This window comes from Streptococcus thermophilus (assembly GCF_010120595.1).
GTDB classification, from domain to species: domain Bacteria; phylum Bacillota; class Bacilli; order Lactobacillales; family Streptococcaceae; genus Streptococcus; species Streptococcus thermophilus.
Genome location: NZ_CP038020.1, coordinates 477,411 through 497,079, shown reverse-complemented (window position 1 = coordinate 497,079; position 19,669 = coordinate 477,411). Strand labels below are relative to the sequence as shown.

The window sequence follows — 19,669 nt, the reverse complement described above, 5'->3', positions numbered from 1 at the left end:
TTGCCTCTCTTGAGACAACTTCTATATTCTAGCAAAGATAGAATAGCTTGTCAACACTTTTTTTTGAAGTTTTTTTCTCTTCTTCGTGCTGGCCGTCTCTCGCGAAACAGCTTTTTTATATTATCATCCCTTCTTAAACTTGTCAATAGCTTTTTTAAAAGTTTTAGAACCTTTACGAGTTAGAGACAAATCACTTAAGACAACTTTTATATCTTAGCACCCTTTTGGATAGCTGTCAAGAGGCTTATCACAAATCTGTTGTCATTTATTTGATTGAACTCTTTTGAACGCTTGATATAATAGCCAACCAATTACAATGCCTAAACCATTCTGACAAAAATTAGGAACCAACTCTGCGATTGAAGCTCCTGTTCCGTACATAAATACCGAAGAAAGGGCATAGCCACCAACCATTACAACAGTGGCTAGTAGTAGACCTAGGGGACGGTAGCCACCTTTTAGCCCTGCAAAATAGCCTTGTACACCATGAATAAATAGACTTATGAACATCCATTGAGGAGCAGATGATAAGAGATCAATCAAAAAAGCAGATAAACCTCCTACAAGAGCTCCCTCTTTCTTACCAAGGTAGAAGGCTGTGAAGTAAATCCCTGCATCTACCAAAGTCAATAGTCCTGTTGGAGTTGGAATTTTCGCTACAAACCCAAAGGTTACTGATAAAGCCGTTAGAATGGCTAATAACGTTAGTTTTTTTATTTTCTTATTTTGCATATTGAACGACTCCATATTCATTCGACTGTTTAATTGATTCAAAAACAAAGACCTTAGCATTGGCTACAGCTTCCGTTTCTGAAAATCCTTTGACTAATTCACTGGCTATGCTGGAAGCAAATGTACATCCTGCCCCTGTATTATTTTTATCTAGAACAGGTTTCTCAAATATTTTGTATTCTTTTCCATTGTATAGAACATCTAATGCTTTATTACCATCTAGACGGTTGCCACCTTTTACAACGACATTCTTAGCACCCAATTCTTTTAAGCAACTAGCTGCAAGCTTCATATCATCAATAGTATGTATTCTTTTGTCAATAAGAAGTTCTACTTCTGGGAGATTTGGAGTAATGACTGTAACATAAGGGAAGAATTTAACCAATTCATCACGTAGCTGTGAAACCTCAACGTCATGTGTCTCCTTGCAAACTAGAACAGGATCCAATACAATTGGAATTTCTGGACATTTTTTAACAAAGTCTAAGGTTAATTCCGCAATTTCAACATTAGGTAATAAACCAATTTTTATTGCTGAGAAAGGAACATCTTTTAGTGAGTCAAGTTGTTGTTTAAATGCCTTACTATCGATTGGAATAACTTCAAAACCATTCTCAGTCATAGCTGTTAGACAGGTAATAGCTACAAAGCCATTTTGTTTATTAGTTGTAAATGTCGCTAAATCCGCATGAAGCCCGCCACCACTAAAAATATCATTCCCTGAAATCGCTAATACCAATTCATCACTCATATCGTATCTCCTTCAAATATAAACCATTACCTGCTGCGGTTGGTCCCGCAAGATTGCGGTCACGACTTTCCAACACGGTCTTCACTTGCGAAACTGGCATGCGTCCATTTCCAATTTTCAATAATGTTCCAACCATATTTCTAACTTGCTTATAAAGAAAGCCATTCCCAGAAAAAGTAAAGACATAAAACCCAGTTTTCTCATCGATAGATACACTTGCCTGGGTAATTGTACGCACTTTATTTTCTACAGAGGTCCCTGAAGCTGTGAAGCCTGTAAAATCATGTGTGCCAACCAATTCCATAGCAGCCTCTTGCATAAGAGCTAGACTTAGATGGTAGGGATAGTGGACAGCATAATTACGCATCATGGGGTTCTTAGGTCGCCCTGCATCTACTAGGAATTCATAGGTTTTAATATGTTTACTATAACGTGCATGGAATTCCTCCGATACAAGCTCGATACTAACAATGTCAATATCATCTGGACACTGTGTATCTAAACCAAAACGCAGCTTCTCTGGATCCCTCTCCCGAGGTAAATCAAAGTGGATAACTTGTCCATAAGCATGAACACCAGCATCTGTTCGGCCTGCCCCGTGTACAGTTACAGGAGTACCACTATTTAGCCGCAAAAGAGTCTTTTCAATCTCTTCTTGAATAGAACGAGCATTTGGTTGTCTTTGAAAACCTGAAAAAAGTGTTCCATCATAAGAAATTGTCGCTTTATATCTAACCATAAAATTATCATATCAGATTTCTTTAAGGATAAAAAGTATGTCAATCACCAACTGACCCCATACAGCTTCCAAAATAAAGAAAAAGACGCTTTTAGCGTCCTTTCTTTATAAATCCTCCAAAACATCTTTTACTTTGTCAAAAAATCCTTTTTTCTGTGGTGCAACCTTTTCATCACCACTTGCTTTTGCGAATGCAAGGAGAGCTTCTTTTTGAGCATCATTCAGCTTCGTAGGAGTTACAATCTTGACAGTAACGAGTTGATCCCCTTGTGAACCTCCACGAAGACGTGGTGCTCCCTTTCCTTTTAGACGGAAAGTTTTACCTGTTTGAGTACCCGCTGGAATAACCATCTCAACATTACCGTGAACGGTAGGTACTTCAACAGTATCACCAAGAGCTGCTTGGACAAAAGAAATGTTAAGTGTATAGTAAATTGTCGATCCATCACGAGTAAATTTATCGCTTGGATTAACATTGATGACTACAAAGAGGTCTCCATAAGGACCACCGTTGAAACCAGCTTCACCTTGGCCTGCAAGACGGATTTGTTGACCTGTTTCAACACCCGCTGGAATCTTAACAGATACTGTATGGCTTTGTTTTTCACGACCTGTTCCACGACAAGTTGGACAAGGATCCTTGATTTCTTGACCTGTTCCGTGACAGACGTCACAGGTTACTTGACGACGCATCATACCAAGTGGTGTTTGTGTATCAACATTGATAACCCCATGACCATGACAGCGACCACAGGTTACAGGACTTGTCCCAGGTTTAGCACCAGATCCTGAACATGTCTTACACGTCACTTCACGATTGTAGTGAATTTCTTTTTCAGCACCAAAAACAGCCTCTTCGAAACTTAGGTTGACACGATACTGAAGGTCGTCTCCTTGACGAGGAGCATTTGGATTGCGAGTAGCACCGCCACCAAAGAAGCTCGAGAAGATATCCTCAAAACCTCCGAAGCCTGCACCACCATCAAAGCCACCAAAGCTACCTTGGCCACCAAAGCCGTTCGCACCGTCTGGTCCGTATTGGTCATAGGCTGCACGTTTTTGGGCATCACTTAGAGTTTCATAGGCCTCTAGAATCTCTTTATATTTTTCTTCCGCACCCGGTTCTTTATTGATATCTGGGTGGTATTTTTTAGACAGCTTACGATAGGCACGTTTAATTTCGTCTTGAGAGGCATCCTTAGATAACCCAAGACGATCGTAATATTCGGTATTGTTCATAATTTAAGATACAAAGGGCATCTAATGGAGAAAGCCAAAGTAATAGTTTCGAAGATGGACTACTGGTCCCTCAAAACCATCTATCTTTTTGGCTTATTCCTTAGCCCGTGTTCAACGACGAACACTCTTTGATCCTTTCTATTTTATTTGTTACGAAACGAAGTAAAATATACATTATATTCACTTCACTTATTTTAGCGAAAAACAGAGGCTGGTTTGCAACCTCTGGATTTCTTCTTATGCTTTGTTTTTGAACTCGTAAGGTTGAATTGAGCACACCTTAACTTCTGTGTGAAAAAGAGACGTAGCAGTCTTCGCTTTAGCGAACTACATATAAGGCTACCTTTAGGTGCAATTCTTTCTAGAAACTAAAGCTTCTTCGCCTGATTTCCTATTTTCACTGTGAGATTTTAACAGTCTTTACATCTTACTTTTCAGTAAACTCTCCGTCTACGACATCGTCGCCTGAGTTATCTGCTGCTTGTGCGCCTTCTGCTCCTGCTTGAGCTTGTTGTGCCGCTGCTGCTTGTTCGTAGAGTTTAACTGCCAAGGCTTGGGCTTTTTCGTTAAGAGCTTCCAATTTAGCCTTCATGTCATCAAGATCACCTGATTCTTGAGCTTTCTTAAGCTCATCAAGTGCTGATTTGGCAGCATCACGTTCTGTATCAAAGCCTTTACCTTCTGTTTCTTTAATTGTTTTTTCAGTGGCAAAGATAGCTTGGTCGACTTCGTTACGAAGTTCTACTTCTGCTTTACGTTTTGCATCTGCTTCAGCATTTGCTTCAGCATCTTTCATCATTCTTTCAATTTCTTCATCAGTCAAACCTGAATTAGATTGGATGACAATTGTTTGTTCTTTTTGAGTTCCAAGATCTTTCGCTTTAACAGATACGATACCGTTCTTATCAATGTCAAATGTTACTTCGATTTGTGGGACACCACGAGGTGCAGCTGGGATATCAGTCAATTGGAAACGTCCAAGAGTCTTGTTATCTGCTGCCATCGGGCGTTCACCTTGAAGAACGTGGATATCAACGGCTGGTTGATTATCTGCTGCAGTTGAGAAGACTTGTGATTTAGATGTTGGAATTGTTGTGTTACGTTCGATGAGTTTTGTGAAGACGCCACCCATTGTTTCGATCCCAAGTGACAACGGTGTTACGTCAAGAAGGACAACGTCTTTCACATCACCAGAGATCACACCACCTTGGATAGCAGCACCCATAGCAACTACTTCATCAGGGTTTACTGATTTGTTTGGTTCTTTACCAGTTTCAGCCTTAACTGCTTCTACAACAGCTGGGATACGAGTTGAACCACCAACAAGGATGACTTCGTCAATGTCTGACAAGCTTAAACCTGCATCTGAAAGGGCTTGACGAACTGGAGTTTTAGTACGTTCTACAAGGTCACGAGTCAAATCATCAAATTTGGCACGAGTCAAAGTCATTTCCAAGTGAAGGGGTCCAGCTTCACCAGCCGTGATGAACGGCAAGCTGATTTGTGTTGAAGTTACACCTGAAAGGTCTTTCTTAGCTTTTTCTGCTGCGTCTTTCAAACGTTGAAGAGCCATCTTGTCTGTTGACAAGTCGATGCCGTTTTCTTTCTTGAATTCTTCAACCATGTAATCGATAATTTTTTGGTCAAAGTCATCACCACCAAGTTTATTGTCCCCTGCAGTAGCCAATACATCAAAGACACCATCACCGAGTTCAAGGATAGATACGTCGAATGTACCACCACCAAGGTCAAAGACCAAGATTTTTTCTTCTTTGTCAGTCTTGTCCAAACCATAAGCAAGCGCTGCTGCAGTTGGTTCGTTGACGATACGTTCTACTTCAAGACCAGCGATTTTACCAGCATCTTTAGTTGCTTGACGTTGAGCATCGTTAAAGTAAGCTGGAACTGTGATGACAGCCTTGGTTACTTTTTCACCGAGGTATTCTTCAGCATAACTTTTCAAGTACTGAAGGATCATTGCTGAGATTTCTTGTGGAGTGTATTCTTTGCCGTTAGCAGAAACTTTTTCAGAAGTACCCATCTTAGATTTGATAGAGATTACTGTATCTGGGTTTGTGACTGCTTGACGTTTTGCAGCATCACCAATGATGATTTCACCATTTTTGAATGAAACTACAGATGGAGTTGTACGATTTCCTTCTGGGTTAGCGATGATTTTTGGTTCAGTTCCTTCAAGAACTGCAACTGCTGAGTTTGTTGTACCTAAGTCAATACCAATAATTTTAGACATATGTTTTATCTCCTTAAGCTTTTTCTAATCTTTTTTTAAGCTTTTTCTTCTTTTCTGATATTTCTTTTTGCAAACCTTCGGCTTGCCTCTTATCTTTTCTCTCATAGTTTATTGTCGTTTCGGACAAGGTTTTTTTAGTTCTCTTTGTATACTACTACCATGGCTGGGCGTAGGATGCGGTCATGGAGTTTGTAGCCTTTTTGGAAGACTTGTGCGATGGTATCCGCCGGATGCTCATCATCTGCAGGAATGGTTTGAATAGCCATATGGAAGTTGTGATTGAACTCGCCGTCTGCTGCGATTTCTTCGATTCCTTCCTCTTTAAGAGCATTTATCAAACTTTCCTGTATCATTTCCAAACCTTTTTTAACATCATCAGTCAATCCTTCAACAGCAAGAGCACGTTCAATGTTATCAAGTGCTGGCAAGATTGCTTTTGCTAAATCTTGGCTACGATACTTTTGTAATTGTTGATGTTCTTCTTTAGCACGGCGTTGAATATTTTGCATCTCTGCATGGGCACGAAGGTATTTATTTTCAAACTCCTCTGCACGCGCTTGAGCTTCTTCAAGCTCAGAAGTTTCCTTTGTTTCTTCTACAACTTCTTCACTTGTCTCGGTAGCTTCCTCTTCTTTTACTTCTTCTTTTTTAATATCTTCAGTCAAGGCATTCACCTCTTTCTATATTTTTTAAAACGTTACGGCTTAAGAAAACTTCGTAATGGTTGCTATTGAGATAACGGTAATAATCCGTTAGTTTCATAACCAGAACTCGACTGATAACGTTGACTAAACTAACCATGCGACGATAATCCATTTCAATGGGTCCAATCACATGCATGAGTGCCATCCCACGATAGGGGATCAAGAATTTATGACTCATAACCGTGACATTTTCAAGAGCTTCTTCAGTTGATTCTGCGACCGAAATTTTGGTCACTTCATCATCGGAGATAGCTGATCGAAGCGCAAGAGCCACATGTTGTGGATTATCCAAAAATTGATAAGTGTTCAAATCAGCATAGGCCAGTGATGCAACCTTACCTTCTATAAAAATCAGTTCCTTAAAGAGGTGTGAAAAGATATAGTCAAACAAATCTAAAACATTATCTGTTATCTTAAAATACTTTTGCACAATCTGAGGAGTCTCTGTTCTCAATCGGTAATGGATATCTAAGACAGTATTTCCTAAAAACCGTCCTTGAACAAGCTTATGAAAAATTTCCAAATCGCTTGACAAGAAATTCTTTGGAATGGCAAACTGAACTGTCACCGGCTTAGATTCATCTAGAGTCAGAACTGCCAACGCATCATGATTAGACAGCTGAACAATTTCAAATCCTGTCAGACGCTGTCTGGTCGGTTCCACATCTTGAATCACTGCTGTGTATCCTGTCATTTCTGCCAGCAGCTTTGCCGCCGCATCCAAGATATCTTCAAGTTTAAAAGCTTCAAAGTCGAAGGCCTTGACGACTTGGTAAACATCTTGTTCATCAATCGTATCAAGATTCAAAGAATTAGCAACAAAATACTGGAAACCTGCTCGGCTTGGCATGCGTCCACTAGAGATATGAGCTTTCTCAAGATAACCCATCTTTTCTAACTTAGCCATGTCATTACGAATGGTCGCTGAACTTGAATCAATTGAGTCTTGTAATGCTTTAGAACAAACTGGTTCATGTGTACGAGTGAACATCTCAACTATCAAATTCAAAATAGCGTTTTGCCTTTGCGTAATCACGATGTCACCTCATTTCTATTTATTAGCACTCTCATATAACGACTGCTAACTTATGATTCTATTATACACCTAAACTTAAACATGTCAACCCAAAAAACAAAAAAATTAGCACTCTTTTTGAAAGAGTGCTAAAAATACATCTAGAGACCTAGAAACATTAAAAACACCCTTAGGGGTGTTCTAATCTCAGCGATCATATTTTACCAAATTATAGGTCTCAATAATAGAAATAAGATGTTTAGCGTAATCAGGATCACTATTAAAACCTGCAGCTTGTAGCTTTTCTGCCGCAACTTTATAACTCGTAGTTCCTGCCACCTCTTTATAGGTTGATTCTCCCCATCTACCTTGGTGCAGTTCTTCTAGATAAGATGACATAGAACTTGACCAGTCTCTAAAAACTGCAAAATCTACTTTTTGATATTGCCATTTGCCTTTACTATAAACATTATCCTTTAGATAGATATGTTCTTGTCCTGGCCGAGCAGGGAGACTGTAGATATTATGGTATTTAACAGATAAGAGACTACAACCATAGTTCGACTCATATGCGGCTTGGCTAAGGAGAATCGACGCAGGGACACCATAGTTTTTAGACATTTTTTGTGCTGTTGGCGCTAAGTTTTCAATAAACCCTTTCTGCGTATAGGCAACCTTTACCGTACGAGCATTATCAGCTGTAGATGCATGACGAATCAGCGGTAAGAGAATCCCTAAAGCGAAAACAGCAACTAAGATTATAAAGGCTTTTAGTTTAAAACGTCGTCTCACTTAGCTTTCTCCTTTAATAGTACCAGATATTCTTCCAAAGTAAGATTATGTGCAGTCATGTACTCTGCTGATTCTTTACCAACGTAGCGGAAATGCCAATCTTCATACCCCACACCTGTTGACGATGTCTTACCATCTGGGAAACGAAGAACAAAGCCATACTTTGGCGCTATTTTTTTGACCTTAGCCACAGTAGCTGGATCTGCTTCATCTAAGCTGTCTACAGTACTCATGTCAATCGCAAGACCTGTCTGATGCTCACTAGCACCTGGTGGTTGTGAATAAGTCTGAACCTTCTTCTCAGCCTGGGACTCTGTCAAAGTCGGATCATCAGCCATTTCCTGCCGAACATAACTGTTATAAAGTTCTGTCTGATAAGCAACACTACGATAACCCGAAATCAAATGATAGCTTGGATTAATTTCTTGAGCTGCTGCTAAAAATTCTTCAACATTTTTCGCAATTCTCGCATCTACAGAAACACCATCTACGTTAGCAAGCTCAGGATTAAGCTCTTTAGACTTATTATCTCGATTTACCAAAAGCAATTTCCAGTCTTTAGGCGATACATCAGGTAGTCCTTTTGTATCCTTGCTTTGAGTCGAATCGGTAACTTCCTTACTATTTTTTGTTACTGACGATCCATTGGTTTGTTGGACCGTACGACTGACACCAAATACTGAATAAAGTCCTGCTGTAACTAAAAGAATTACAGTCAAGACGCCACTGATAACCAAATACCAATTGGTTTGTTTTTTCGCCTGACGGCGACTTGGATAGCTATCTTTTACCATTGTCTTTTTTCTATTATCTCTCGTCCAACCTGACGATAAGTCATATCACCAAGTGTTTCCAATGTGAATTTACCATTTTCATAAGCAACGACAGTAACCGAACCGTTGTCCAATGGAGGATGCTCGACAGAAGGATCCATTAACCAAGCAAAAGTTGCAATGGTCATACTGTGACTAACGACGAAAGCATCACCACCACCGGATCTTTCAAGATCCTCTGCAATAGCTGTAAAACCTTCTATAATACGTTTTCTGAGAACTTCCCAAGATTCTGCCCAACCAGCCGTATCTACATCAAGGATACTCTGGGCAAGCTCAGGATAAGTTACATCATGTATATTCTTACCTTGAAAAGCAGCTGTTCTCGGCAACACACCATAAAAAAGCTCGCCATCATAGCCACCCTCAAAACTACCAAAACACCACTCACGAATACGTTTGTCACGTTTATAAGGAATAGTTTCCAAACCCATCTCACGTAAAATGATGTCCATGGTCTGAATAGCTCGACCTGAATCACTAGAATAAGCAGATTTGAACGGGATACCTGCCGCTTTCAGACCTACTCCCAGCTCACGAATTCCTTCTTCACCGAACGGGGTCAAAGGGCTATCAGACCAACCTTGGACACGACCAATAGTGTTAAACATAGTCTTGCCGTGTCTCGCGATATATAACTTAACCTTACTCATGACTCCTCCTTCTTTCCGTCATTTTGAACTCATTATAGCACAAATCCACCTGACTATCTAGCTAGCGAAATCATCAGAAAATGCCTTACCAATCCGGTAAAGCACTTATCATCCGTTTAGTTTTTAAAGCTGTGAACAGGGGCTGGGATTTGGCCACCACGCGCAATGAAGTCAGCCGATGAAGCTTTGTTTACCTTCATTACTGGTGCATAACCAAGAAGACCTCCAAGTTCCAACATGTCCCCTTCCTTACCATAAGGAATAATACGAACAGCTGTTGTTTTCTGATTAATGACACCAATAGCCGCTTCATCGGCAATCATGGCCGCAATTGTTGTATCTGGCGTATCAGCTGGAACGGCAATCATGTCTAGACCAACAGAACAGATAGCCGTCATGGCTTCTAATTTTTCAAGGTTGATATGCCCAGATTGAACTGCTGCAATCATTCCTTCATCTTCAGAAACAGGGATAAAGGCACCTGACAAACCGCCGACCTGGTTACATGCCATGATACCACCTTTTTTAACCTGGTCATTAAGAAGAGCTAGAGCCGCAGTAGTACCATGCGTACCAACAACTTCAAGCCCCATGGCTTCAAGTACACGAGCTACCGAATCACCTACTGCTGGAGTTGGTGCAAGAGACAAGTCTACAATACCAAACTCGACACCTAGACGTTCGCTAGCCATTTGACCAACCAACTGCCCTACACGTGTGATTTTAAAGGCAGTTTTCTTAACTGTTTCAGCTAAAACATCAAAACTTTCACCTGGAACCTTCTCAACAGCACGTTGCACAACACCAGGACCTGAAACCCCAACATTGATTACAACGTCAGCCTCACCAACACCGTGGAAGGCACCTGCCATAAATGGATTATCTTCAACCGCATTAGCAAAGACAACCAATTTACCTGGACCCATTGGATCTGCCTCAGAAGCCTCTTTAATGATACGTCCCATATCACGTACCGCTGTCATGTTAATACCAGTTTTTGTTGAACCAATATTAACAGATGAGCAGACAAAATCAGTCTCAGCAAGCGCACGTGGGATAGAATCAATAAGAATCTCATCACCTTTTTGGTAGCCCTTTTGAACTAATGCAGAGAAACCACCAATAAAGTTAATGCCAATTTCCTTAGCTGCACGGTCTAGTGCCTTAGCAAACGGTACATAATCTGTCGCATCTGTCGCCGCACCGATAATTGAAATCGGAGTAACAGAAACACGTTTATTAACAATCGGAACACCAAGTTCAGCCGCAATTTCGTCACCAACAGCTACCAAGTTCTTAGCCTTAGAAACAATCTTGTTGTATACCTTTTCTGCTGCTTTATCAATATCTGAATCGATACAGTCTAGGAGTGAAATTCCCATGGTGATAGTACGAACATCAAAGTTCTGCTCCTCAATCATAGCAATGGTTTCTGTAACCTGTTTAATATCCATTTTCAACTACCCCTATTTTATAAGTTGTGCATAGCATCAAAAATCGCTGAGCTTTGGATATTGATTTTGACGTTTAATGATTCACCAAAAGCTTCTAATTCAGCACGTAGGTGTGTAAAATCTTTCTTATCTTCCGATGATACAACCGCCATCATGGTAAAGAATTCATCAAGGATTGTTTGAGTGATATCATCAATATTCAAACCAAGCTCTGCGACCTTAGTCGCAACACCTGCAACAATACCCGCTTTATCCTTACCTACAACTGTAATAATCGTTTTCATGAGAAGCCTCCATCATTTTATTTTGTATAATTTTAGCATGTTTTGATTAAAAATGCTATTTTTTATAGAAATTAAGCCTTTTTTATTGAAAAAAACGAATGTTTCTACGACATTTAACCAGTATCGTTGATAAAATTTAGTCTCTATCAATCCAACAACTTGTGGATAAACTTGTTAACAAGTAAAACAATACAAGTCTAATAAAACCTTGAAAAATCAAGATTTAACACTTATAACATACTTATCCACACCTGTGGATAAAGTATGTTGGTAACTTGTCGATAAAGAAAAATATCGCCAAATTTTAGCGATATCTTAGCTTTATTTCCACTTTAGATTAACATGAGCATTCATTTCTTTATAGGCAGAATCTATACGCTCTTTAGTTTCTTCATCTAGTTTATTTCTGTATTTTCCATCTTTAATGAAATCCTCTAAAATATAGGTTTGATAAGTATATAAAGGATATCCCTCTGGCGAAATTGTTCCCTTAGGTGTGCGGTTAACCCAGGTTGGATGCGCTTGAGCTGTCTTAATCGTGGTTTGACCATCCTTTTTCTCAAGAGTGACATCCATTAAGACACCCCTCTCTGTCCATGCTGCACTATCCACACCATCCATAGTCTCTATGCGCTGGTTAGAGATGAAATTCCCCATTGAGTAAATAATGAGTTTTTGCTGTCCATCCTTTTTAACCACTTCAGACGGCTCAACCACATGAGGGTGGCCCCCAAAGATAATATCAGCACCCCAATCAATCATCTTATGGTAAAGCTTTACCTGTTCATCTGTCGGTTCCAAACGATATTCCACGCCCATCTGTGGCATGATAACCGTAACGTCAGCCTCTTTTTCAGCACGCTCAATCTCTACTTTCATCCGTTTTTCATCAAGATTCGACAAATGATTCGCAATCTCTTTTTCGGTCAGATTTGACTCCAAGCCATTGAAACCATAGGCATAAGAAAGTATTGCCACCTTGATGCCATTAACATTCTTGATAAACAGAGGCGCCTTATCACGCACAGGATTTTCATAAACACCAACAGGGTCAATGCCCACTTCTTTAAATGCATCGGCTGTTGTAAAAGCTCCCTCTAAACCAGAGTCCAAAATATGATTATGGGCCAAATCCATAACATCATAGCCGGCATCACTAATAGCTGCCGTCACTGATTGAGGAGCATTAAACAGAGGGTAGCCTGACAAAGGATAATCAGGATTGATAGTTCCCTCAAAATCACCCAAGACCAAATCAGCCTGATTTAACCATGGCTTCACATATGTAAAATTTTCAGTAAAATCATAACTCCCATCTGCCTGCAAGGCACTCATATAGAGACCGTCATGATAAAGTAAGTCCCCATTAGCCATGATACGTGCTGTCTGTACTTGATTTGAAACACTCTTTTGCTGCTCATTTTTACTATGAATAATCAAAATTTCAGGAAAAAGCAAACCTAAGACAAGAGCAATCAACCTCATCAAAATCTTATTAGTCATCGCATTGTCGTGCTTTTTATCTTGGCTCTGTTTCATCATAATCTCCTTTTTCATACTCCTAGTGTAACAAAAAAATGTTATCCATAGATGATAAAAAAGATTAATAAACGGTTACATCTCACTTCCTTGATAATTGTAAAAACAGAAGTTATTCTCAGATTTGATTGATTAACTTCAAAGAGTAGAACTAAACCCATGGCCAAATATTTTAAAATATTGATATTATCTTAGTCATTAGACTTTGAGTAAACAGCTTCTCCACACAAACTTAGACATACCGGGGACATACTCGCAAAACAAGCTGGAGTTTCGCTAGAAATAATTTCAGAAGCTCTAACACATAGCGACGCAGGTACAACACAGATTCATGTCAATACTTCTAATGTAGTCCCTATGGCAGTCGGTGAATTTGCCTTATTGTCTCTAAAACAATAAGGTGAAAATAAGGTAAACTTTGAGGTGAACTTTTTCAAAAAATATAAAAAAAGCACCCATGAGGTAAACTCTTGAGTGCTTTGAAACATTGATATAATCGTATTGATTAACGTTTTGAGAATTGTGAAGCTTTACGAGCTTTCTTAAGACCTGGTTTGAAAAAAATATGTTTTGATAAAATTCAAAAGCCTTTAAAATCAGCGTTTTCACGAGTTTGCAATATAAATTATTTTATCTAATTTCAAGTAATTGTACTTGAATGGTGTGAATTTTAACCTAAAAATCATTGAATTGAGCTAACTAATATCTAAAATTCACACCATTGAATAATCTAATTTTTATTATGTTTTTTTGTAGAATACTCCCTTTATTTTTTCGTATAGAAAACAAATGAGAAAGACACTTGAGTATAAAACAAGCGTCTTTTCTATTATTCTAAAAACTAACTATGATGGAAATCTATTCCTATTCCTCCCCTTGCTTTCCCATTCGTTCTACCAATCCTGCAATTAAAAGAGGGATAATTGCAAAAAAGATTGTACCTCTTTCTCCCCAAATTAGCAATCCAACTGCCAATATAATTGAAATTATTGCTAAAGCAACAGCTACTTGATGATATATTTTTTTACTCATAACAATTAAACTCCTATCTATTAAATGTACTAGAGTATATTTTGGTTGATATTATCATAGAAACAACCGTTATTGTCATAATTAAGATACAGCTTGCAATTATTAGTAGAATAGCATTAGTATTGCTAATCCAAGAAATAAATACTAGACCAAAAGCTGTTTTCTGCAAAATGTAAACTGCTCCCATAATGAATACCAAAACCAGTATATTTACGACTGTGCTTCCAAATGTACCAAAGGCATAAACCGACGGAAGTAAGAATACTACATACATAATGCCAATCAATAAGCCAGCTATTGATATGAATATATGTATTTGTATACTGAATTGTTGAAAAATTAGAGCGGTTATAAGACTCAAAATCAGAGTTATAAAACTAACAAATATTATTAGAGAGATACAAAAAATGTACCTAGCTAGAACTATCGTTTTTTTGGAAATTGGGAAAACACCAACAAACCTGTTCCAACCACTTTCATAGTCAGAAACTAATAGACTGGTTGGTATAGATGCCAAGCCAATTGGTCCCATTATTGATAAAAAAATTGCTCCAGACTCTCTACCAAAAATTGTTATTAACAATAACGCACAGACAATTAACAATCTATTCGTCACACTTACTTTATTCAAAATAAGTTGAAAATCTTTATAGAGTAGTCCCTTCATCTATCCTCACTCCCTTTGCTAGAAATAATAATATTTCTTCTAATGTAGCATAGTCTTCACTATCAACTTCATTTTGTGATACGTCAACTAAATATTGAATAATGTTATCTTGAGACAACTTATATTTGATGTTTTTCAATGGCAAATGTGCTATTTCGGTTTTAATAGCGTAATGGTTAAGTAACTCACTCCTCTCGCCCTTTAGTAGAATTTTCCCATTTTCAATAAAAATAAAATAATCAGCGACTTGTTCCAAATCACTTAAAATATGCGAAGACAATAGTACAGTCATTCTATTATTATCTACATATTTTTTTAGTATAGTTAAAATCTCTTTTCTTACAATAGGGTCAAGCCCGCTTGTTGCTTCGTCAGCAATCAAAAGTTTAGGATGATGGGATAATGTGGCAGCAAAGTTTAGTTTTACAACCATTCCCCTTGAAAAATCTCCAATAGCTTTGTTAATAGGTAAGGCAAATTTATCAATTAAGCTGTAATAAAGTTCTTTATCCCAACTTGGATAAATCATTTTTAGCATTTTTTCAATTTGTTGAATTGAAAACGAATTTGGAAAATAATTTTGTTCTAAAATCACTCCTAGGTTAAGTTTTATTTGATATTCATCTTTATCAGAATCCAAACCTAAAATTTTCATATTACATGAGTCACTTTTTATTTGATTTAACAACAAATTCAGAAAAGTTGATTTTCCTGAACCATTTTCACCAATCAATCCAACAATACTTCCTTCTTGGATTTTTAAATTATTGATTTGTAGTTGAAAATCTGTATACCGCTTGCTTAAGTTTAGCACTTCTAATACTGGTTTTGTATTCATTTTTTACACCTCGCTAAGATTGCAATAGCATATACACAACCGTTAAGCTATTTCCAATTAGAATTACCAACGTCAATAGAGTATTAACTTTTTTAGATACATTGGCCTTTTTTAATTCAATAAATAATAATAAAGCTACTAAAACATAATTACCTAAACTCATTAGTAAAGTAAATAAATTTGTTATTGTGATAAATAGACTTGTTATCACAGAGATAGCACCTGTTATTGAATAAGATAATAGATAAATAAAATACAATGTATTTTTAAAATCATAGTTATCTATGTTTATGTCAGAAAATCTTATTATTATCTTCTTAATTATAAAATAGGTTATATTGGTATTTAAAATTAATACACCAGCTGTAATTACTAGTGAAATCATTATAAATAATAGTGTATTGAATAAGTTAAAGTGTATATTGTATTTTATTTGAAAGGTTTTTTCAGAAATAAAAATACTTCTAAGGATAAAGATAAATAATGAAATTGTAAATACAATGGGTAATTTATGCTTTTTATCCATTTTATTTCTCCTTAACTAATGAAATTAATCATGAAAGGGGTTATAAAGGTTTCAACCCCTGCCGCTAAAGCTAACAATAGGAAAGAGACTATAAAACGTTTAGTCACTTTTTTCTTATCTTGGTTCTGATTCCTCATATTCATTATAGTATCTGATAAATATACATAAGAGCCTATTTCAATCATTCCATGTGGTAAAACTAGCAATAAATATGTTATTGACGAAAAGGAAGACAACAAAAGTCCCAAGACTACTCCATTAATGATAAAGAAAATATAGATAATTGATTCACCAAAGATATATGCTAATAATAACCAAATACTAGCAATTGAATTTTTTAAAAGTATTTGGATAAAATCTTCAAAGCCAAAAGCTACATTATAGTTTGAAATTACTTGCTTTTCAGAAGAAGTGGAAAAATAAAATACTATAAGAGCGGTTAATAAATAGGTCAAAATTAAATATTTTTTCCCTCTCATCCTTTCTCCCTTAGTAATCTAATTATTACTTACTTGAATTTTGAAAAATTGAGGAAGAATTTATCTCCCTCAATCCTCCAACAGTATTTAAGCACTTACGACACCAAAACCAGCTAAAACTGGTGCAACCCATGCTGGAAGTGTAATCCCAGCAATAATTGCAAAGGCATCAACAATTGAACCGCCAGCAGATACAAAGTCTACAATATCTTGGTACCATCCTGGAGCCAACCGAATACCAAATTTTCCACAAATCCAGTAGATATTTCCTACCGCAATAAGCATACCTACAGAAACGAGCAAACTAAATAGAAAAGTTTTTTCAATTTTATTAAGATTGAAGTTTAGTGATACATTGTTTCTCATAATAAACCACCTTTCCCAGTGCAATATAAAGCAGTATTAGTACATTCACAAATTCATCTTTTTGTTTTGGACTCCCATAATAACCATCTCTTTTCTTTTAGTATTATTATCCTTTAGAAAAATATTTTACTAGTATTAATTTCGATAAAGGATAATTGGTGTAACCGATTACACTATTATTCTAGCACTCTTTTATATATAACCTAGATAATTTCAAATAAGAACTTTAATTTACTATTATTTTCATATTTGAAAAAATACACCTTATTACTTATTTCGATTTATAATAATAGTAAAAGGAGGTTCTACCTTATGTTAAAAACAATTTTAAAAAGAATTATTTCTCTCGCTCTTGTCCTACCATTTTTCCTACTACCAATTTTATAAGCTATTATGAGCTAAAATGTTAAAAAGTTGCTAGATTTAAATCTAGTAGCTTTTTTATCAATGTAAAAATTGTTGTAGATTTATTCTTAAAAAAGAGGCAGCAATGGGATTACCTAGCTTTTCAATCATGTTTATATCATTATCTATTTTTTCAATGCTCTTTACATCACCATTGAGATAGTCTGATACTTGTTTTAAAACATGCAAACAAGTAATAGCAAACATATCTTGGTAATTCAATATTTCTTCTAATTTAGACATGAAATACCTCACATAGTAAATCTCTTTCCGCGCAATTAAAATTAAAATTAGATTCAAAAAGGCTATTTCAGCACTTTTTTTATGACTTGTAAGTGAGGAATATAATTTACTACGTTCTTCAAACGCTTTACCTAAAAAAATTAAATCGCTATCTGACAATATGGACATTGTATTACCAAATATATACAGTTCATATTCTGTCCATGCTTCAATCTCATATAAATAATTAGTTAAAAATTCTTTATCTTCATCAGTTATTAGAGAGCTGTTATCGAGGGAATGGATAGCTACTTTAATAACTAATAGGTTTAAACGATTATAAACATCAAAACTTTCGTATCCCTTATAAGTTACCAATAGCTTTTTTAAACCATCAATATCTTGTTTCGAGTGAAGCGCTGCTATTTTTTTCCTAATTTAAAAAATTCAGGCTCTTGATAATTATTCAGTGCATATCCAAACTCTGAAAAGTTCATATGAATACCCGATATAGCTACTAATAGCTTATCAGACGAAAGCATCGTCTGACCATTCTCAAATTTAGATAATTGTGAGACAGACAATTTATCACTTGCAACATCTTTCAATTTTAAGCCTCGTGCAATACGTAACTCACGAAAAAGCTCTCCTAAATCCATTGATTCATTTGTATTCATCTGCATGTCTCCCTATTTTTTAGCTATTGATATAAAACTAAAAACTTAAATTCTCATGTATATCAGGCTTCACTTAACTCTTTCAAGTAATTTCATGTTTTACAAAATTAATTACTTTATAAATTTGTATGCTCAAATCGAATTACATCAATTTCTTTATCCGATTGTTCCTTATACAAAGAAATTAAATTTTCCGTTTTCCTTTGAATATCCTTTTCATACTTAAGTTGAATGAGTTCTATTTTATCTTCGTCAGACATGTTATTATTTTCAAGTCCTAACTCTTGATTCAGTTGTTCTTTTGTATAAGTTTTCTGTTCCACTTCTCGTTGAAATTGAGCATACTCAAAAAGATTTTCTAACAGTAACTCTTCTTCTGCCATACGAGCATAATGCCAATCATTAGCTAAGCGCTCCAAATGGTCTGCCCATTTCACATCCCCTTTCATCTCTCCAAACTCATTGTAAGGAAAAAGCGCATCCACATCAACTTTTAAAGCTTTAGCTATATCTTCAAGGCGTTCCCAGCTTGGGTCGGTAGTGCCTTTTTCGTAGTTAATAATCGTTTGTTTTGTGACACCAATAATCTTAGCCAATTCTTTTTGAGTCATTCCTGCTTTTAAGCGAGCTGACTTAATATCTAATTCTCCAGCTCGTAGAACAGTCGTATAATTATATAAAGGAGCCATTAGTATCTCACTTTCTAGGTAAAATATATTTTTACTTTTTGGGTTGACAGGTAAAATTTTGTTTTGTATAATAAAGATAATTCAAGGTAAAATAATTATTTACCTCTTGATTATATAATATTTTACCATAAAAGTAAATGAGAGGAGACAAAAATGACACAGTTTTATGGTTATGCCCAAATAATTGAACTTGTTAAGGGATTGAACTCTATCTCTACACTAAAAAAATGGCGTTTAAAGATTGAACAACTCACAGGGACTACCTTTGAAGAAAGTCGAGTCCGAACTGGTAAACGTTCTTACAGTAAAATCTATCTCTTTACAGATGATGATATTGAAAAACTCCAACAAATTGCAGATACCAAAGGAAACCTTGGGCTTGATAAAGCAATCTTAAAAGCCTATGCACCGAGTAGAGCCTCTCCCTTATCTATTAACCAAAAAGTCAATCGTTTAACTGTTCAATTAAAAGGGTTAAGTCAAAAAGTAACAGACTTAACACAACAGGAACAGGTATTAGCTATTCGTATAGAGCAGTTAAGAAAACAGATTGAAGTTTTAGAGAAATCGAAGAGGAAAAAATTATTTGGGAAGTGAGCACGGCTAGAAGCACAACGCCATGGGCGAGTGTGTAGAAACACGGTAGCCCATAATGGCGTGCCCGTGCTTGGACGGGCAATCTTCCCCAAAAATTAGTGCCCCGATACTAATAGGGGGTACGAACGTACACGAAAGTAGGGCTAAACCCTTGATACGTCTGGGGTTAAAGCCAATCAGTTGAA

At 36.7% G+C, this 19,669-nt stretch carries 21 protein-coding genes and 2 pseudogenes; 2 read left to right on the top strand and 21 right to left on the bottom strand.

Annotation, left to right across the window (positions count from 1 at the left end; genetic code table 11):
- Positions 1-261: 261 nt before the first annotated feature.
- The 13 genes from E3C75_RS02720 to E3C75_RS02660 all read right to left on the bottom strand — a co-directional run bounded on the left by E3C75_RS02720 (position 262) and on the right by E3C75_RS02660 (position 12,986).
- Entirely contained in the window at positions 262-732 is a 471-nt protein-coding gene (locus E3C75_RS02720; protein ID WP_014621078.1) for an ECF transporter S component, read from the bottom strand.
- Positions 722-1,483 (bottom strand): bifunctional hydroxymethylpyrimidine kinase/phosphomethylpyrimidine kinase, encoded by a 762-nt coding sequence (locus E3C75_RS02715; protein ID WP_111679124.1) that lies wholly within the window; start codon positions 1,481-1,483, stop codon positions 722-724. The genes E3C75_RS02720 and E3C75_RS02715 overlap by 11 nt, the downstream gene beginning before the upstream one ends.
- On the bottom strand, positions 1,476-2,222 hold the full coding sequence (truA, locus tag E3C75_RS02710; RefSeq protein WP_100284999.1) for a tRNA pseudouridine(38-40) synthase TruA: 747 nt from the start codon (positions 2,220-2,222) through the stop codon (positions 1,476-1,478). Before truA ends, E3C75_RS02715 begins: the two co-directional genes overlap by 8 nt.
- Before the next feature lie 105 nt (positions 2,223-2,327).
- Positions 2,328-3,461, bottom strand: a complete 1,134-nt coding sequence (dnaJ, locus tag E3C75_RS02705; RefSeq protein WP_111679122.1) for a molecular chaperone DnaJ — start codon at positions 3,459-3,461, stop codon at positions 2,328-2,330.
- A gap of 427 nt (positions 3,462-3,888) precedes the next feature.
- Entirely contained in the window at positions 3,889-5,712 is a 1,824-nt protein-coding gene (gene dnaK / locus E3C75_RS02700; protein ID WP_111679120.1) for a molecular chaperone DnaK, read from the bottom strand.
- Positions 5,713-5,846: 134 nt separating this feature from the next.
- Complete coding sequence (gene grpE / locus E3C75_RS02695; protein ID WP_308443138.1) at positions 5,847-6,377, bottom strand: nucleotide exchange factor GrpE; 531 nt, start codon at positions 6,375-6,377, stop codon at positions 5,847-5,849.
- Entirely contained in the window at positions 6,370-7,452 is a 1,083-nt protein-coding gene (gene hrcA / locus E3C75_RS02690) for a heat-inducible transcriptional repressor HrcA (RefSeq protein WP_024704303.1), read from the bottom strand. The genes grpE and hrcA overlap by 8 nt, the downstream gene beginning before the upstream one ends.
- A gap of 186 nt (positions 7,453-7,638) precedes the next feature.
- Complete coding sequence (locus tag E3C75_RS02685) at positions 7,639-8,223, bottom strand: glycoside hydrolase family 73 protein (RefSeq protein WP_100284997.1); 585 nt, start codon at positions 8,221-8,223, stop codon at positions 7,639-7,641.
- Complete coding sequence (locus tag E3C75_RS02680) at positions 8,220-9,017, bottom strand: M15 family metallopeptidase (RefSeq protein WP_111679117.1); 798 nt, start codon at positions 9,015-9,017, stop codon at positions 8,220-8,222. Before E3C75_RS02680 ends, E3C75_RS02685 begins: the two co-directional genes overlap by 4 nt.
- Complete coding sequence (locus tag E3C75_RS02675) at positions 9,011-9,709, bottom strand: histidine phosphatase family protein (RefSeq protein WP_084825726.1); 699 nt, start codon at positions 9,707-9,709, stop codon at positions 9,011-9,013. The genes E3C75_RS02680 and E3C75_RS02675 overlap by 7 nt, the downstream gene beginning before the upstream one ends.
- A gap of 116 nt (positions 9,710-9,825) precedes the next feature.
- Positions 9,826-11,163: a PFL family protein gene (locus E3C75_RS02670; RefSeq protein ID WP_111679115.1), complete on the bottom strand. Its 1,338-nt coding sequence runs from the start codon at positions 11,161-11,163 to the stop codon at positions 9,826-9,828.
- A 17-nt stretch (positions 11,164-11,180) separates the two neighbouring features.
- Positions 11,181-11,447, bottom strand: a complete 267-nt coding sequence (locus E3C75_RS02665; RefSeq protein WP_111679113.1) for an ACT domain-containing protein — start codon at positions 11,445-11,447, stop codon at positions 11,181-11,183.
- 321 nt (positions 11,448-11,768) lie between these two features.
- Positions 11,769-12,986, bottom strand: a complete 1,218-nt coding sequence (locus tag E3C75_RS02660; RefSeq protein ID WP_111679111.1) for a CapA family protein — start codon at positions 12,984-12,986, stop codon at positions 11,769-11,771.
- Positions 12,987-13,202: 216 nt separating this feature from the next.
- Here E3C75_RS02660 and E3C75_RS02655 point away from each other — a divergent pair.
- A pseudogene (locus E3C75_RS02655) lies at positions 13,203-13,385 on the top strand (site-specific integrase); the annotation flags it as partial.
- Positions 13,386-13,850: 465 nt separating this feature from the next.
- On the opposite strand, the gene E3C75_RS02650 reads toward E3C75_RS02655, so the two are convergent.
- The 8 genes and pseudogenes from E3C75_RS02650 to E3C75_RS02615 all read right to left on the bottom strand — a co-directional run bounded on the left by E3C75_RS02650 (position 13,851) and on the right by E3C75_RS02615 (position 18,887).
- Positions 13,851-14,018, bottom strand: coding sequence for a hypothetical protein (locus E3C75_RS02650; protein ID WP_020992799.1), 168 nt, complete (start codon positions 14,016-14,018; stop codon positions 13,851-13,853).
- 13 nt (positions 14,019-14,031) lie between these two features.
- On the bottom strand, positions 14,032-14,685 hold the full coding sequence (locus E3C75_RS02645) for an ABC-2 transporter permease (RefSeq protein WP_000677415.1): 654 nt from the start codon (positions 14,683-14,685) through the stop codon (positions 14,032-14,034).
- The gene (locus E3C75_RS02640; RefSeq protein WP_001093359.1) at positions 14,666-15,523 is read right to left on the bottom strand and encodes an ABC transporter ATP-binding protein; all 858 of its coding nucleotides are present in this window, start codon (positions 15,521-15,523) and stop codon (positions 14,666-14,668) included. The genes E3C75_RS02645 and E3C75_RS02640 overlap by 20 nt, the downstream gene beginning before the upstream one ends.
- Positions 15,524-15,536: 13 nt before the next feature.
- Positions 15,537-16,049, bottom strand: coding sequence for a hypothetical protein (locus E3C75_RS02635; RefSeq protein WP_111679109.1), 513 nt, complete (start codon positions 16,047-16,049; stop codon positions 15,537-15,539).
- 11 nt (positions 16,050-16,060) lie between these two features.
- Positions 16,061-16,528 carry a stage II sporulation protein M gene (locus E3C75_RS02630; protein WP_111679107.1) on the bottom strand — a complete coding sequence of 156 codons (468 nt, stop codon included), beginning with the start codon at positions 16,526-16,528 and terminating at the stop codon, positions 16,061-16,063.
- A gap of 87 nt (positions 16,529-16,615) precedes the next feature.
- Positions 16,616-16,894: a class IIc cyclic bacteriocin gene (locus tag E3C75_RS02625; RefSeq protein ID WP_106100268.1), complete on the bottom strand. Its 279-nt coding sequence runs from the start codon at positions 16,892-16,894 to the stop codon at positions 16,616-16,618.
- 444 nt (positions 16,895-17,338) lie between these two features.
- A pseudogene (locus E3C75_RS02620) lies at positions 17,339-18,198 on the bottom strand (helix-turn-helix domain-containing protein).
- A 116-nt stretch (positions 18,199-18,314) separates the two neighbouring features.
- Positions 18,315-18,887 carry a helix-turn-helix transcriptional regulator gene (locus E3C75_RS02615; RefSeq protein WP_008808384.1) on the bottom strand — a complete coding sequence of 191 codons (573 nt, stop codon included), beginning with the start codon at positions 18,885-18,887 and terminating at the stop codon, positions 18,315-18,317.
- Positions 18,888-19,040: 153 nt separating this feature from the next.
- Between E3C75_RS02615 and E3C75_RS02610 the strand changes: the two genes are divergently transcribed.
- On the top strand, positions 19,041-19,484 hold the full coding sequence (locus E3C75_RS02610) for a hypothetical protein (protein ID WP_046165025.1): 444 nt from the start codon (positions 19,041-19,043) through the stop codon (positions 19,482-19,484).
- Positions 19,485-19,669 lie beyond the last annotated feature (185 nt).

Coding starts and splice junctions, on each gene's coding strand:
- E3C75_RS02675 (WP_084825726.1), bottom strand. CDS start 9,709: ATGAGTAAGGTTAAGTTATATATCGCGAGACACGGCAAGACTATGTTT.
- E3C75_RS02630 (WP_111679107.1), bottom strand. CDS start 16,528: ATGAGAGGGAAAAAATATTTAATTTTGACCTATTTATTAACCGCTCTT.
- E3C75_RS02680 (WP_111679117.1), bottom strand. CDS start 9,017: ATGGTAAAAGATAGCTATCCAAGTCGCCGTCAGGCGAAAAAACAAACC.
- E3C75_RS02640 (WP_001093359.1), bottom strand. CDS start 15,523: ATGAATACAAAACCAGTATTAGAAGTGCTAAACTTAAGCAAGCGGTAT.
- E3C75_RS02650 (WP_020992799.1), bottom strand. CDS start 14,018: ATGAGTAAAAAAATATATCATCAAGTAGCTGTTGCTTTAGCAATAATT.
- E3C75_RS02615 (WP_008808384.1), bottom strand. CDS start 18,887: ATGGCTCCTTTATATAATTATACGACTGTTCTACGAGCTGGAGAATTA.
- E3C75_RS02665 (WP_111679113.1), bottom strand. CDS start 11,447: ATGAAAACGATTATTACAGTTGTAGGTAAGGATAAAGCGGGTATTGTT.
- dnaJ (WP_111679122.1), bottom strand. CDS start 3,461: ATGAACAATACCGAATATTACGATCGTCTTGGGTTATCTAAGGATGCC.
- E3C75_RS02635 (WP_111679109.1), bottom strand. CDS start 16,049: ATGGATAAAAAGCATAAATTACCCATTGTATTTACAATTTCATTATTT.
- dnaK (WP_111679120.1), bottom strand. CDS start 5,712: ATGTCTAAAATTATTGGTATTGACTTAGGTACAACAAACTCAGCAGTT.
- E3C75_RS02610 (WP_046165025.1), top strand. CDS start 19,041: ATGACACAGTTTTATGGTTATGCCCAAATAATTGAACTTGTTAAGGGA.
- truA (WP_100284999.1), bottom strand. CDS start 2,222: ATGGTTAGATATAAAGCGACAATTTCTTATGATGGAACACTTTTTTCA.
- E3C75_RS02625 (WP_106100268.1), bottom strand. CDS start 16,894: ATGAGAAACAATGTATCACTAAACTTCAATCTTAATAAAATTGAAAAA.
- E3C75_RS02670 (WP_111679115.1), bottom strand. CDS start 11,163: ATGGATATTAAACAGGTTACAGAAACCATTGCTATGATTGAGGAGCAG.
- E3C75_RS02720 (WP_014621078.1), bottom strand. CDS start 732: ATGCAAAATAAGAAAATAAAAAAACTAACGTTATTAGCCATTCTAACG.
- E3C75_RS02660 (WP_111679111.1), bottom strand. CDS start 12,986: ATGAAACAGAGCCAAGATAAAAAGCACGACAATGCGATGACTAATAAG.
- E3C75_RS02715 (WP_111679124.1), bottom strand. CDS start 1,483: ATGAGTGATGAATTGGTATTAGCGATTTCAGGGAATGATATTTTTAGT.
- E3C75_RS02645 (WP_000677415.1), bottom strand. CDS start 14,685: ATGAAGGGACTACTCTATAAAGATTTTCAACTTATTTTGAATAAAGTA.